Source organism: Flavicella marina, assembly GCF_009193215.1.
Classification (GTDB): Bacteria; Bacteroidota; Bacteroidia; order Flavobacteriales; family Flavobacteriaceae; genus Flavicella; species Flavicella marina.
In genome coordinates, this window is record NZ_VYVA01000003.1 from 153149 (window position 1) to 168392 (window position 15244).

At 35.7% G+C, this 15244-nt stretch carries 7 protein-coding genes; all 7 read left to right on the forward strand.

Translation table 11 applies throughout. The annotated features are described in order from the left end of the window. Positions 1-9 precede the first annotated feature (9 nt). The 7 genes from nrfD (at position 10) to F6P99_RS07695 (ending at position 15244) form a co-directional block, all read left to right on the forward strand. Positions 10-1407, forward strand: a complete 1398-nt coding sequence (gene nrfD / locus F6P99_RS07665) for an NrfD/PsrC family molybdoenzyme membrane anchor subunit (RefSeq protein WP_152286884.1) — start codon at positions 10-12, stop codon at positions 1405-1407. Beyond that, complete coding sequence (locus F6P99_RS07670) at positions 1400-1924, forward strand: DUF3341 domain-containing protein (RefSeq protein WP_152286885.1); 525 nt, start codon at positions 1400-1402, stop codon at positions 1922-1924. The genes nrfD and F6P99_RS07670 overlap by 8 nt, the downstream gene beginning before the upstream one ends. A gap of 4 nt (positions 1925-1928) precedes the next feature. Further along, positions 1929-2483 carry a c-type cytochrome gene (locus F6P99_RS07675; protein WP_152286886.1) on the forward strand — a complete coding sequence of 185 codons (555 nt, stop codon included), beginning with the start codon at positions 1929-1931 and terminating at the stop codon, positions 2481-2483. Between the two features lie 28 nt (positions 2484-2511). After that, the gene (locus F6P99_RS07680) at positions 2512-3939 is read left to right on the forward strand and encodes a quinol:cytochrome C oxidoreductase (protein WP_152286887.1); all 1428 of its coding nucleotides are present in this window, start codon (positions 2512-2514) and stop codon (positions 3937-3939) included. Between the two features lie 37 nt (positions 3940-3976). Next, positions 3977-5044 carry a cytochrome c oxidase subunit II gene (locus F6P99_RS07685; protein WP_152286888.1) on the forward strand — a complete coding sequence of 356 codons (1068 nt, stop codon included), beginning with the start codon at positions 3977-3979 and terminating at the stop codon, positions 5042-5044. A 64-nt stretch (positions 5045-5108) separates the two neighbouring features. After that, positions 5109-6860 (forward strand): cytochrome c oxidase subunit I, encoded by a 1752-nt coding sequence (locus tag F6P99_RS07690; RefSeq protein WP_152286889.1) that lies wholly within the window; start codon positions 5109-5111, stop codon positions 6858-6860. 551 nt (positions 6861-7411) lie between these two features. Further along, positions 7412-15244, forward strand: a complete 7833-nt coding sequence (locus F6P99_RS07695; RefSeq protein WP_152286890.1) for an MBG domain-containing protein — start codon at positions 7412-7414, stop codon at positions 15242-15244.

Sequence of the window (15244 nt, forward strand, 5' to 3'; positions counted from 1 at the left end):
ATATAAATTATGTCGTCTCATTACGAAGCACCTATTAGAGAACCATTAGTATTAGGGGAAAAATCTTACCATGATATTACGGTTGACATTGCAAAACCTATCGAGGGTAAAGCAAATAAAAATTGGTATATAGCATTTACAATTTCATTAATTGCCTTTTTATGGGGTATAGGGTGTATTACCTATACGATCGGAACTGGTATTGGAGTTTGGGGATTGAACAAGAACATTGGATGGGCTTGGGATATTACAAACTTTGTATGGTGGGTAGGTATCGGTCATGCCGGTACATTGATCTCAGCAGTATTGTTATTATTCCGTCAAAGATGGAGAATGGCAATCAACCGTTCTGCAGAAGCAATGACAATTTTTGCCGTTTTCCAGGCGGGTTTATTTCCATTAATTCACATGGGGCGTCCTTGGAACGGATACTGGGTATTACCTATCCCTAACCAATTTGGTTCGTTATGGGTAAACTTTAACTCACCTTTATTATGGGACGTATTTGCAATCTCAACATATTTATCTGTATCATTGGTTTTCTGGTGGACAGGTTTGTTACCTGATTTTGCAATGCTACGTGATAGAGCGGTAAAACCATTCCAAAAGAAAATTTATGCTTTGTTAAGTTTCGGATGGTCAGGTAGAGCTAAAGATTGGCAACGTTTTGAAGAAGTATCTTTGGTATTAGCAGGTTTGGCTACGCCATTAGTACTTTCAGTACATACAATTGTATCGATGGATTTTGCTACTTCTATCAACCCAGGTTGGCACTCGACAATTTTCCCTCCTTATTTCGTGGCCGGAGCAATTTTCTCTGGATTCGCAATGGTACAAACGTTGTTAGGAATCATGAGAAAAGTAACAAATCTTGAGAACTATATTACACGTTTGCATGTTGAATACATGAATATGGTAATTATGTTAACAGGTGGTATTGTTGCTGTGGCTTATGCTTCAGAATTCTTTATCGCATGGTACACAGGTTCTCCTTATGAAAACTTTACCTACATGTCGGTTGGAGCTGCGACAGGAGCATACGGATGGGCATTTTGGTCATTGATTTTGTTTAATATTTTGATCCCTCAATTGTTATGGGTTAGAAAGTTTAGAAGAAGTTTCATTGCTTCATTCTTAATTTCTATCGCAATTAATATTGGTATGTGGTTCGAACGTTTCGACATTATCGCAATTGTATTGAGTAAAGGACATTTACCATCTACATGGACTCGTTTCGAGCCTACATTTGTAGATATAGGTATTTTCATTGGAACTATTGGGTTCTTTGGAGTATTGTTTTTATTGTACGCTAGAACGTTCCCGGTGATCGCTCAAGCAGAGGTAAAATCAATCTTAAAAGTATCAGGAGAAAATTATAAAAAATTAAGAGACGGAAATCATGAGTAATAAAGTAGTACACGCCTTATATAATGATGATGACATCCTGATGGATGCCGTTAAAAAAGTAAAAGAAAAACACATTCATATAGAGGATGTCTTTACTCCATTTCCAGTTCATGGTTTGGATAAAGCAATGGGATTGCCTCATACAAAATTAGCAATCACGGCATTCTTATACGGTCTTACAGGTTTGTCTTTCGCAATCTGGATGACTAACTATATGATGATTCAAGATTGGCCTCAAGATATTGGAGGAAAACCTAACTTTAGTTGGTTTTTGAACATGCCAGCATTTGTGCCAATTATGTTTGAATTGACAGTGTTTTTTGCTGCCCACTTAATGGTAATTACGTTTTACATGAGAAGTAGAATTTGGCCATTTAAAGCAGCTGAAAATCCAGATGTAAGAACTACCGATGACCATTTCTTAATGGAAATCGCGATTCACGATAATGAAGAAGAATTAAAATCTTTATTGAGTGAAACAGGAGCAGTTGAAATTAACGTAATTGAAAAGCACTAAAGGAATGAGAAATACGATCACTAAAATAGCAGCAATATTATTTGTAGCAATCGCGTTTACTTCATGTAATGATAAAACGAAGCCACAAGTACAATACATGCCTGACATGTATACATCTGTAGCTTATGAGCCTTATGGTGTGAATACAGCATTTGCTAACGGAATGGATTCTCAGTTACCTGTTGAAGGTACGATTGCAAGAGGACAAGTTCCTTACGATTATCCTAATTCTAATGACGGATATGAAGCCGCGAAAAAAGAATTGAAATCTCCGTTAACTGTGTATACAAAAGACAGTGAAAAAGGAAAAGCTTTGTACGGAATCTACTGTGCAGTTTGTCATGGTAAAAAAGGAGACGGACAAGGAGACTTGGTTAAAAGAGAGAAGTTTTTAGGAATACCTAATTACAAAGATAGAGATTTAACAGAAGGAAGTATTTACCATGTAATTATGTATGGTAGAAACCTTATGGGATCTCATGCATCTCAATTGACAGGAGAAGAACGTTGGCAAGTTGTAGAGCACGTTCAAAAATTAAGAAACGATTTATTAAAATAATCTTTAATAAAGATTGAATTCGAAATATATGTATCAGTTTTCAGGAAAATTAAAAACAATTGCATTGGCATTAATGGTGTTAGGAGCTGTGGGAATTATCTCTGGTTTTTTATCAACACCAAGTTCAGTGGAAGAAGTGAAAGAACAATTACACCATGCACAGAATGCACATGGTGGTCATGGTGAAGCAAAAGTGGAGCACCATGAAGCAACAGATGCTCATGCTGATCACCATACAGAAGCATCACATGATACTCATGGTCATGATGCACATGGTCATGCAGATGAAGCACATCACGAAGCTGCTCCGTCACACGGTGAAGAAGCTCATGGTGATAGCCATGCAGAGCATGTTTTTCATCAATTGAAGAATAGACCTTGGGCGGCATTATATGTTGCTTGTATGTTTTTCTTTGGTGTAACTTTATTGGTATTGGCATTTAATGCTATCCAAAGAGTTGCCCAAGCGGGTTGGTCGATTGTACTTTTTAGAGTGATGGAAGGAATTACAGGAAACTTATTGCCTGTAACGATTATTTTATTGGTTCTTTTATTGTTAGGATCAGCTCATGTACATCATTTGTTTGTGTGGATGGCTCCTGGAACTGTAGATCCTACTGCAGCAAATTATGATGCGATTATCGATGGTAAAAGTTGGTGGTTGAATGTGCCGGGTTGGACGATTAGAGCAATTGTTTACATAGCTGGTTGGAATATCTACCGTCACTTATCTAGAAAAGCGTCTTTAGCACAAGACAATGCAACTGATTTGGTAAACTACACGAAAAACTTTAAAATGTCTGTGGCATTTTTAGCGTTCTTTTTGTTTACAGAGTCTATGATGTCTTGGGATTGGATTATGTCATTAGATCCACACTGGTTTAGTACATTGTTTGGATGGTATGTTTTGGCTACGTTCTTAGTTTCTGCTGTTACAGTTATCGCTATGGTAACGGTTTACTTACAGTCTAAAGGACACTTAGAATATGTAAATGATAGTCACATTCACGATTTAGCTAAGTTCATGTTTGGATTTAGTGTTTTCTGGACGTATTTATGGTTCTCTCAATTTATGTTGATCTGGTATGCTGATATGCCTGAAGAGACTACGTATTTTGTGCAGAGATTTGAAGAGTATAAGTTACCATTCTTGTTAATGATTCCTATGAACTTTATTTTCCCAATCTTGGTATTGATCAATAGTGATTACAAAAGAATACCAAATTTTGTTATTGGAGCTGGTGTAGTGGTATTATTAGGACACTATACAGATGTATTTATTATGATTATGCCTGCAACTGTAGGTGGAGAATGGTTCTTTGGACTTCCAGAAATTGGAGCAATCTTGTTCTTTTTAGGATTGTTTATCTACAGTGTATTTACATCAATCTCTAAAGCACCATTATTAGCGAAAGGAAATCCATTTTTACATGAAAGTGAAACTTTCCACTACTAATAATATTAAACTAATTAATTAAAAATAAATAGAACATATGCTAGCTTTATTTTACATCTTTTTAGCTGTTGCAGTATCCTTAGGAATTTGGCAAGTCAATAGATTGACTAGTTACGGGAAAGTAATTTTGAAAAACGACAAAAACGAAGAGGTTTCTGCTATTGCGAAGTTAGAGGAGAATCCAATCGCTACAGAAAAAGACAATGATATTCACGGAAAATTGTTTTTAGCTTTCTTGGTAGGATTTTATATATTAATGGGGTATTGCTTATTCTTTTTGAATGACATTATGTTACCTGAATCTGCTTCTATTGAAGGAGAAAACGATGACAACTTATTCTTGATTTCATTTGTGTTGATTGGAATAGTTCAATTCGCCACACAAGGATTGTTATTCTTCTTTTCTTACAAGTACAGAGGTATTAACAACAGAAAAGCATTATTTTATGCAGATAGTCATAAGTTAGAATTGATTTGGACAGCAATTCCTACGATTGTTTTGACAGTATTAATTGGATATGGATTGTATACTTGGAATACGGTTATGGATTTATCAGAAGTTGAAAATCCTATTGTAGTAGAAGTTTACGCACAGCAATTTAACTGGCAAGCTCGCTATGCTGGTGCTGATAATACTTTGGGACGTGGAAATGTAAGAAACATCGAAGGTGTAAATACGATGGGTGTTGATTTAACAGATGTGAATGCCGCAGATGATATTCCTGTAAGAGAGTTGCATTTACCTAAAGGACGTAAAGTTGTTTTTAAATTTCGTTCTCAAGATGTGTTGCACTCAGCTTATATGCCTCATTTTAGAGCGCAAATGAATTGTGTTCCTGGTATGGTAACTGAATTTGGTTTTACTCCTAAATTTACTACTGAGGAAATGAGAGTGCAAGAAGAGACAGTGCGTAAAGTTGCAGGAATCAACAAAATCAGAAAAGAAAAAGGTGAAGACCCTTACGAGTTTGATTATGTATTATTATGTAATAAAATTTGTGGTGCATCTCACTACAACATGCAAATGAAAATTATTGTTGAAGATGAAGCTGATTTTAACAATTGGTTGAAGCAACAAAAAACATTAGCTGAAGTCGTAAAATAAGAAGATTTATATACCTAATATCTTACCCTAAGGTTTAAAAGGGTATGAAAAATAAAATAAAATTATGTCAGATCATCATCATAAAGAAACTTTTGTAACTAAATATATTTTTAGTCAAGATCACAAAATGATTTCTAAGCAATTCTTGATTACCGGAATTATTATGGGGGTAATTGGAGTGTTAATGTCAATGTTATTTCGTTTGCAAATTGCATGGCCAGACCATTCGTTTTCAATTGTTGAGGCTTTCTTAGGAAGTCATCAAACAGATGGAATAATGGATCCGGATATGTATTTAGCATTGGTTACTATTCATGGTACTATAATGGTATTTTTCGTATTAACAGCTGGATTGAGTGGTACTTTTAGTAACCTTTTAATTCCATTGCAAATTGGAGCTCGTGATATGGCATCAGGATTCATGAATATGATTTCTTACTGGATGTTCTTTATCTCTAGTGTTATCATGGTAATTTCGTTGTTTGTTGAGGCGGGACCTGCATCTGCTGGTTGGACAATTTATCCTCCATTATCTGCATTACCACAAGCAATTCCTGGTTCTGGTATGGGAATGACTTTATGGTTGGTTTCTATGGCGATATTTGTGGCTTCTTCTTTAATCGGATCTTTGAATTATATTGTTACAATTTTAAATTTGAGAACGAAAGGAATGAAAATGACAAGATTGCCTTTAACAATGTGGGCATTCTTTATCACGGCAATCATTGGTGTGGTTTCTTTCCCTGTATTATTATCTGCAGCTTTATTGTTAATTTTTGATAGAAGTTTCGGAACTTCATTCTATTTGTCTGATATTTTTATCAGTGGTGAAGTTTTACACTACCAAGGAGGATCTCCGGTATTATTCGAGCACTTATTTTGGTTCTTGGGTCACCCTGAGGTATATATTGTATTATTACCTGCTTTGGGAATTACATCAGAAATTATCGCTACAAATTCACGTAAGCCAATTTTCGGATACCGTGCAATGATTGGGTCAATTATGGCGATTGCCTTCTTATCTACAATTGTATGGGGTCACCATATGTTTATCTCAGGTATGAATCCTTTCTTAGGTTCTGTATTTACATTTACAACTTTGTTGATTGCAATACCTTCTGCGGTGAAAGCTTTTAACTATATTACTACGCTATGGAAAGGTAACCTTCAAATGAATCCAGCAATGTTGTTTTCTATTGGTTTGGTATCTACTTTCATTACAGGTGGTTTAACAGGTATTGTTTTAGGTGATAGTGCTTTAGATATTAATGTACATGATACTTATTTCGTAGTGGCGCATTTCCACTTGGTAATGGGTGTATCTGCAATTTATGGTATGTATGCTGGTATTTATCACTGGTTCCCTAAGATGTATGGTAGAATGATGGATAAGACCTTAGGATACTGGCACTTTTGGATTACTGCGGTAGCAGCTTATGGAGTATTCTTCCCAATGCATTTTATTGGATTGGCAGGTTTACCACGTAGATATTATACAAATACTGCTTTCCCATTGTTTGATGATTTATCGGATGTGAATGTAGTGATTACAATTTTTGCTTTGATCGGTGGTATTGCACAAATTATTTTCTTAGTGAACTTCTTTATGAGTATTTACAAAGGGAAGAAAGCTGAACAAAACCCATGGAAATCTACTACGTTGGAGTGGACTACTCCTGTAGAGGGAATTCATGGAAACTGGCCAGGTAAAATTCCATCTGTAGAGCGTTGGGCTTATGACTATAGTAAGCCAGGTCATGATGTTGATTTTGTACCTCAAAACGTTCCTTTAAAAGACGGTGAAGAAGAATCTTAATTGATTTCTATAAATATAGAAAGCCCTTTCAAAATGAAAGGGCTTTTTTTTGGATTTAATCCAATTTATAAGGTTATCGTTTTGATTATTTTGTGTAAAATAATGAAATTGAAAAATAGTCATTATTGGTAATTTTCTAATTAATTGTAGATAAATTTTTCAATATGGGTAAATAGTTAGTGTAAAAAAAAATGAAATTTTTTAATATCTACGTATCCCTTTAAGAGTAAGACTTTGCTTGTGAAAGCCTTGTTTTACAAGGTGTTTTGAGTCTTGTGTGATTTTATTTAAAACCACTTTTTACGTATATTCACAAAAAATAAATTTAATAATTATGATCAATTCTACCCCACACTTTGATTTTAGCTCAAACCTTCCTCAAAGGCTCTTTTTTCAACTTCTAAGAAAATTTCTTATTTAACATATCTAGCTTTATTTTCTGATTGATCATCTTGTATGATTCAATCTTTTGCATTGGTCTTTTCATTGATTTGAAAAATTGACCCTTGTTCTGTATTGTTTAATAGTTACCTACCCCTAACTTTTCTACTATGGCCTACCCCTGCCTTAGAAGTAAATGGCATTTGACCATTTTATACTTCCTTGTACCGCTATTCGTATTTTCGAATGGATACAATAGTTATCTTGAAAGTGGATTTGATTCTATCAAAAAAAATAGTATTTCAAATTCAACTTATAACAAATCTGTCTATCCTAAATGGATGAAGAGTGCTGCATTCGCGTCTTCTACCCCTTATTTACATGCTGTTGAATTTGATGGTGTCAATGATTACTTAGTGGCAAATACTAATTCAGATACGAACAACCCGTTAAGAAGAAGTTTTATGAGTACGGCTTCTGCTGGTTCCGGTAAAACGGCCAATGGTGGTCAACCCTGGGCTACTAGTATAGTGTTCAGACATACTACTAGCGGTGGTGAAGTTGGATTATGGTCACAAACTGCTGGTGTAGATCATGATCATGAGGGGAGATTGATGTTGTGTGTATTAAATAATAGGCTTACTTTTTATTTAGGAAAACATACGCCTTCTTGGTGGCGATGGATTGATCGTGATTATATTGTTTGGACTGCAAATACTGATTTGGTTTCTGGAAAGTGGTATGCCGTGTATGTTGATTACAATGGTGTTCGAACAGATGACCTTGGTAAAACTCCATTTAGAATTCGTGTTGTTGACATTAGTACGGGTGCTGTCTCAATTCCAACTGGAACTTGGGATATTGATGATGGATATACTGCAAGTGTCGAAGGTGATTTTTTTGTAGGAGCAAGAGCGGCCAATCAATCTCCAAACAATGGAATGATTGCATCAGTTGTAGCAACTACATTGAATCAAAATACATCCTTACCTTCTGATGCAGAAATTCAACTCATGACCCTAGATCCATTGAAGTGGCTCGATGATTATAAGGTTGGTAATAGCTGGCGTGTGCCAAATAGTGGATCAACAACCTCGAATTTTCAAATCCATCCGAATGATGCAAGTTTGGGTGCTTTTGGTACGAAAGTTTGGTTGATGGGTGATGGTATTGGTGATGATGATGGAAATATAGAAAATCAAGTTGCTTCAGACGTAGCATCGCAAGATTTATTGACTCGCAATATGAGTAGTCCGATTATTTCGTTACTACCTGATATCACTTCAAGTTCTGCAGTTTCTGTTCCTGAGAATATTGCAACGACTGTTTATACTGCAGATGCGGTAAAAATATCTGCACTTTCGTATAGCTTAGGATCAGGAAATGATGAATCGTTGTTTTCAATAAATTCTTCAACAGGTGAAATTACATTTTTAACGCCTCCTGATTTTGAAAATCCTACTGATGCGAACAATGACAATGTCTATAGAGTAAATTTTATTGTTACGAATATTTTTGGAGATTCGGAAAATCAGAATGTGGATATTTCTGTTACCAACGTAGCAGAATTAGTAATGACCTTTGATGATGTTACTAAAACCTATGGTGATGCTAATTTTAATTTGGCCGCTACTTCAAATTCTGGTGGAGGAATGACATACAGTATTGTTGGGGTAAATACTACAGGCACCTCTCTAAGTGGTATTGGAAATAGTGAAGTGTCTCTTGGTAATGTAGGTACAGTAACTATCCGAGCAACTGTTGCTGCTAATGGAAGTATTGAAGGAGGAACGAAAGATATGACATTGACAATTGCTAAAAAAAACATCAATGTTTTAGCGACGAATAGTACAAAGGTTTACGGAGATGCTGATCCAACATTCGCTTTTACTTCCGGATTTGTAAATGGAGATTTACCTTCAGATGTGTTCGCAGGAAGTTTGGCGAGAACTCCAGGGGAAAATGTAGGTTCGTATCCTATTAATATTGGAAGTTTGGCTTTGAAGTCCAGTGGTGCAGGACTTAATTATACTTTCGGTTTTACCAGTGCTGATTTTACCATAACAGCAAAGGATATTACGATCACCCCACTTGTAGGTCAATCGAAAGTGTATGGTGAATTAGACCCAATTTTTTCTTACGATGTTTCTCCAAACTTAGTGTCTGGAGATGTATTATCTGGGAGTTTACAACGAGTGGCAGGTGAAGATGTTGGCGTCTATGAAATAACACAAGGAGATATCAACGCAGGATCGAACTATACTTTGACTTTTATCACGGGGAATACATTTAGTATAACTCAAAAAAATATAACCGTTTCACCTACGCTGAATCAGTCGAAAAATTATGGTGAAGTAGATCCGGTTTTGAGTTATTCTGTTTCTCCTTCTTTAGAAGTTGGAGATGTGTTTTCCGGGAATTTGACTAGAATTTCAGGGGAAAATGTAGGGATGTACGAGATCACACAAGGAGATTTAAGTGCAGGGACAAATTATAATATCAATTTCGTATCTGGAGTGAATTTCAGCATTATGACTAAAGATATATTGATTACTCCAGTTTTTGGTCAGTCGAAAATATTTGGAGAAACAGATCCTGTATTAGGATATACTGTTTTTCCTTTTCTTGAAGTTGGTGATGCTTTTTCGGGAAGTTTGACAAGACAACCAGGTGAAGATATAGGAAATTATGAGATTGCACTAGGTAGTTTAACTGCAGGTGCAAACTACAATTTGACTTTTGCCTCTGGGATAGTTTTCAATATCGGAGTTAAAAATATAACAATTACACCGAATACGAATCAATCAAAAATTTACGGCTCAGTAGATCCTGTTTTAACATATCAGGCCACTCCTTCTTTAGAATTTGGAGATGACTTTACAGGTAGCCTATCTCGAGTTTCGGGGGAAAATATTGGAAATTATACAATAACCCAAGGGAGTTTGAATGCTAGTTCAAATTACAATATCATTTTTGATACAAGTGTGAATTTTGAAATTATTCCAAAAGAAATCACGATAACACCAAATGTGGGACAATCAAAAATATTTGGTTCTATAGACCCTTTGTTGACTTTTGGTGTTTCTCCAGAACTAGAAACGGGAGATGTTTTTTTAGGAAGTTTGGCAAGAGTACCTGGTGAGAATATTGGGGAATATGCTATTTCGCAAGGTAGTTTAACCACAAGCAGTAATTATACTGTGATATTTAATCCAGGGGTGAGTTTTGAAATTGCTCCAAAAGATATTACAATCACCCCACTTGTGGGTCAATCAAAAATATATGGAGAAATCAATCCAATATATACGTACACCCATGCCCCATCTTTAGAAATTGGAGATGTGTTTTCTGGAAGTTTGTCGAGAGTCGCTGGCGAGAATGTTGGAGAGTATGCACTTACTTTGGGAGATTTAAATGCTGGAACGAATTACAATTTGATTTTTGAAAATGGAGAGAAATTTAATATCACACCTAAAAACATCACAGTTACACCAGCCGCAGGACAATCGAAATATTTTGGAGAGGCCGACCCGGTTTTGACGTATAGCTATTTCCCGTTTCTAGAAATAGGAGATGTTTTTATAGGAGGATTGTCTAGAGTACCAGGTGAAAGTATTGGTGATTATGAAGTGACACAAGGAAATTTAGATTTAGGTTATAATTATAACTTGATTTTTACGACAGGTGTTCAATTTAAGATCAATCCAAAAACGGTAACGGTAACTCCTCGAGCTGGCCAAACCAAAGTTTATGGAGAAATAGATCCAGTATTAGAGTTTGATGTATTTCCGGCACTAGAAAGTGGAGATATGTTTTCAGGAAGCTTGACAAGAACAACTGGAGAAAATGTTGGTGATTATGCTATTGGGTTGGGAAGCCTCTCTGCAAGTGCAAATTATGATGTGGTCTTTGATGCTAGTGTTCGTTTTAAAATTACTCCCAAAGATGTAACCATCACTCCAATGACCAACCAATCTAAAATTTATGGAGATTCAGATCCAATTTTGAATTACACTGTTTCTCCAGCATTAGAAATTGGTGATTTCTTAAGTGGTAATCTAGAAAGAACGGTTGGAGAAAATATAGGGCAATATCCCATCGGCTTAGGAACATTATCGGCGAATTCTAACTACACCATTTTATTCACCTCTGGTAGAGATTTCGTTATTTCTCCAAAAGCAATAAATATCGTTCCAACAATAGGACAAACTAAAGTTTTTGGAGATATAGATCCCGTTTTTACCTATACGAGTGTACCGGCGTTAATTTTGGGAGATTCGTTTGTCGGAAACTTAGCTAGAGTTCCAGGAGAAAATGTAGGTACTTATGAAATTACACAGGGAGATTTAACTATTGGGGCTAATTATGAAGTGACTTTTACTGAAGGTATTTTGTTTGATATAGCACCTAAAACCATAGTGGTTACTCCAACCGCAGGACAGTCAAAAATATTTGGTGAAGCAGATCCTATTTTATCATATACGATTTTTCCTTTTCTGTCTTTTGGGGATGCCATTACAGGAAACCTTAGAAGAGAGTCAGGAAATAATGTGGGTGCTTATGAAATTGCAATAGGAGATATTTCTGCGAGTGATAATTACACAATAGTCTTTACTCCTGGAATAGATTTTAACATCCTTCCCAAAAAAATAGTGGTAACACCGGTTTCTGGACAATCGAAAGAGTTTGGTGATGACGATCCAGAGTTGTTGTTTAATGTTTTTCCTACTTTGGAATTTGGAGATGTTTTTTCAGGAAGTTTAATGCGCTTGCCAGGTGAAGTTATAGGAAATTATCCAATAGAAAAAGGAACCCTGTCTGCAGGGATAAATTACGATTTAGAAGTGACTCCTGGTATCGATTTTAGTATTACTCCAGGTGCACCTACTATAACATTCTCAGATATAGAAAAGATATATGGTGACGATGATTTTAGTTTGAATGCAACCTCAAATTCAGGAGGAACCATAAGCTATGCTATCGTCGGTGCTTCAAATGGAACTGTTTTGTCAGGTGTGCATAACGAAGTTGTTTCTATTGGGAATGCAGGTACCGTTGTAATCAGAGCAACGGTTGCTGCAACAGCAGAATATAAATCAGCTTCAAAAGATATTGTTTTAACCATTCATAAAGCGATATTGTGGGCAAAAGCTGATAATCTTACTAGAGTGTACAGAACCGAAAATCCAACTTTCACCATAAGTTATACTGGGTTTGTAAATGGGGATACACTTGCTGATATTGATATGAAACCGATTGCGAAAACAATTGCAACGATTGATTCGAATGTTGGTGAATACTATATTGTACTATATGGCGGTTGGGATGATAATTACATCATTGATACAGGATTGTCGAGTTTGGGTATATTGACTATAATTCAACAAACTCCAGTTATTAGTTTTTCAAATATTGTTAAAACCTACGGAGATCCAGATTTCAGTTTAGATGCCACAACAAATTCCGTTGGCCAAATTCAGTATAGTTTTGTTGGAAATGACAATGGAAATACACTGTCAGGTGTGAACAATAAAGTTGTTTCAATTGGAAATTCAGGTACAGTGATAGTTCGTGCTACTGTGGTTGGAACAACAAATTATGAGTCAGTGACTAAAGATGTAAGCTTGACAATTCATAAAGCGACATTGACAGCGAGAGCGGCAGACATTACCAGACCCTATGGTGTTGAAAATCCAGAACTGAAAATAAATTATGAAGGATTTGTATATGACGATACTGAAGCAGATCTTGATGAAGAGCCTTTTGCTATAACCATCGCGGATATTTATTCGAATGTAGGTAAGTATTATATTTTACTTTATGGTGGGTCAGATAATAACTACAACATCATAACAGGAGTTTTATTTCCGGGGATTTTGGAGGTTGTTCAGCAAACAGCAGAAATTGATTTTTCAGATGTTATTAAAATTTATGGTGATCCAGACTTCACTTTAAACGCAAATACGGAGTCCGATAAACAAATAGAATATAGTATCGTTGGAGAAGCAAACGGTACAATGCTATCCGGAGTACACAATGAAATTGTTAGTCTTGGTAACGCCGGAACCGTTGTTCTTCGAGCGACTGTGGTAGCAACAACTAATTATAAGTCTAGTTTTGTAGATGCTTTGCTTACTATAGAAAAAGCAAAAGTATCTATAGATATAGATTCAGAAACCAAGCCATATGGAGCTGATGATCCAGAGTTTACATATGCTGTTTCTTCAGGAGTTTTAAAAAGTGGAGAATCACTTATTTTGACGAGAGACAAAGGTGAAAATGTTGGTGTATATACTATTTATCCTAGCATTGCGAATTATAATTACGACATTACATATACAGATGCAAGCTTGTCCATTTCGAAAGCGGCTGTGACCATAAAGGCTGAATCTCAAACGAAATTTTATGGTGACCTAGATCCTGTTTTGAGCTATTCATTTGTTTCTGGAGCATTGGCTAGTTGGGATTCATTAGAGTTAAGTCGAGAATTAGGAGAAGATGTAGGTACCTATCCTATTTATTCTACATTGGATGATTCAAATTATGATGTTACATTCATAGGTGCTGATTTGGTGATAAAAAAATCAATTATTACAATAGCAGCAGACCAACAAATCAAAGCTTATGGAGAAGAGGATCCAATACTTACTTACCAAATTACATCAGGGAATTTTGTTGAGGGTGATGTATTTGAAGGAAGTTTGATTCGTGAGGAAGGTGAAGAACTTGGAGTGTATGGTATATATTCTACACTAGAGAATTCAAATTATCAGATTACTTACATCGCATCCGATCTTACCATTACCATAGCTGAGTTAACCATAACAATTGATGACTTAGTCAAAAATTTTGGAAGTCTTGACCCTGAATTGACCTATAAAATTACTTCTAAAAATGCTATAGATACAAGTAGTATAGATTTGATTTTAGTGAGAGAACCCGGGGAAGCTGTTGGTGTTTATAAAATAAGCTCATCATTTTCGAATTCGAATTACGTTGTTACGATAGTAGATGGTTTACTTCAAATTGTAGCTACGGTTCCTATTGTTGTTACTTCTGACGCTATCAATATTACAGGTTCTTCTGCAGACATTGCAGGGAAACTTTTATCTGAAGGAGGTGTTTCAATTTATGAAAAAGGGTTTATCATTTCTACCTCTGATAACAGTTTGTTAAAAGGGGACGCTTCTATTATTCAGAAAATTGAATTAAACCCAGTAGATGTTTTTATAGCATCTGAAGAGAATTTAAATAGTGAAACAACCTATTACTTTAGAGCTTATGCAGAGAATTCAGAAGGTGTTGGCTATGGTAAAATAAAAATGATAAAAACACTGGATACGACACCACCAGACGCTCCAACAATCCTAAGAGCTGCAGATTTGACATGTCCGAATAATACTGAGGTTACGTCGGACAATCAATTTGTAATCAATGGTCTTGCAGAAGCTGAAAGTGTTGTTCAAGTATTTGTTAATGGAGCTTCGGTTGGGTTTTCGAATGCCGATGAAAATGGTGATTGGGAATTAGATTTAAGCGATGTTGAACAAGAAGATGGAACCTATGACGTTACTGCAATAGCAACAGACTTGTCTTACAATACAAGTGAAGTTTCTAGTGTGTATAGAATAGAAATACGAACTGAGAACAGTGACTTAGATAGAATTCCAGATTTCTGTGATGACGATATAGAAAATGATGGATACCTCGATGCTACCCAAACCGAGGAAAAAATAGGATATGGAATTTCTCCGAATGGAGATGGTATCAACGAATACTTTGTATTTAGAAACATAGAAGATTACCCGAACAATCAGCTTTCAATTTATAGCAGATCTGGTGCTTTGGTTTACAAAGCCAATGCGTACAGAAACACTTGGGATGGTACAAATATGTTTACTAGCGGAAAGAGAAAATTACCGGAAGGGTCATATTTCTTCGTACTAGATTTAAAAATACCTGGTAAAAAAATAGTACAAGGATGGATCTACATAAAATATTAA

Coding starts and splice junctions, on each gene's coding strand:
- F6P99_RS07670 (WP_152286885.1), top strand. CDS start 1,400: ATGAGTAATAAAGTAGTACACGCCTTATATAATGATGATGACATCCTG.
- F6P99_RS07690 (WP_152286889.1), top strand. CDS start 5,109: ATGTCAGATCATCATCATAAAGAAACTTTTGTAACTAAATATATTTTT.
- F6P99_RS07675 (WP_152286886.1), top strand. CDS start 1,929: ATGAGAAATACGATCACTAAAATAGCAGCAATATTATTTGTAGCAATC.
- nrfD (WP_152286884.1), top strand. CDS start 10: ATGTCGTCTCATTACGAAGCACCTATTAGAGAACCATTAGTATTAGGG.
- F6P99_RS07685 (WP_152286888.1), top strand. CDS start 3,977: ATGCTAGCTTTATTTTACATCTTTTTAGCTGTTGCAGTATCCTTAGGA.
- F6P99_RS07695 (WP_152286890.1), top strand. CDS start 7,412: ATGGCCTACCCCTGCCTTAGAAGTAAATGGCATTTGACCATTTTATAC.
- F6P99_RS07680 (WP_152286887.1), top strand. CDS start 2,512: ATGTATCAGTTTTCAGGAAAATTAAAAACAATTGCATTGGCATTAATG.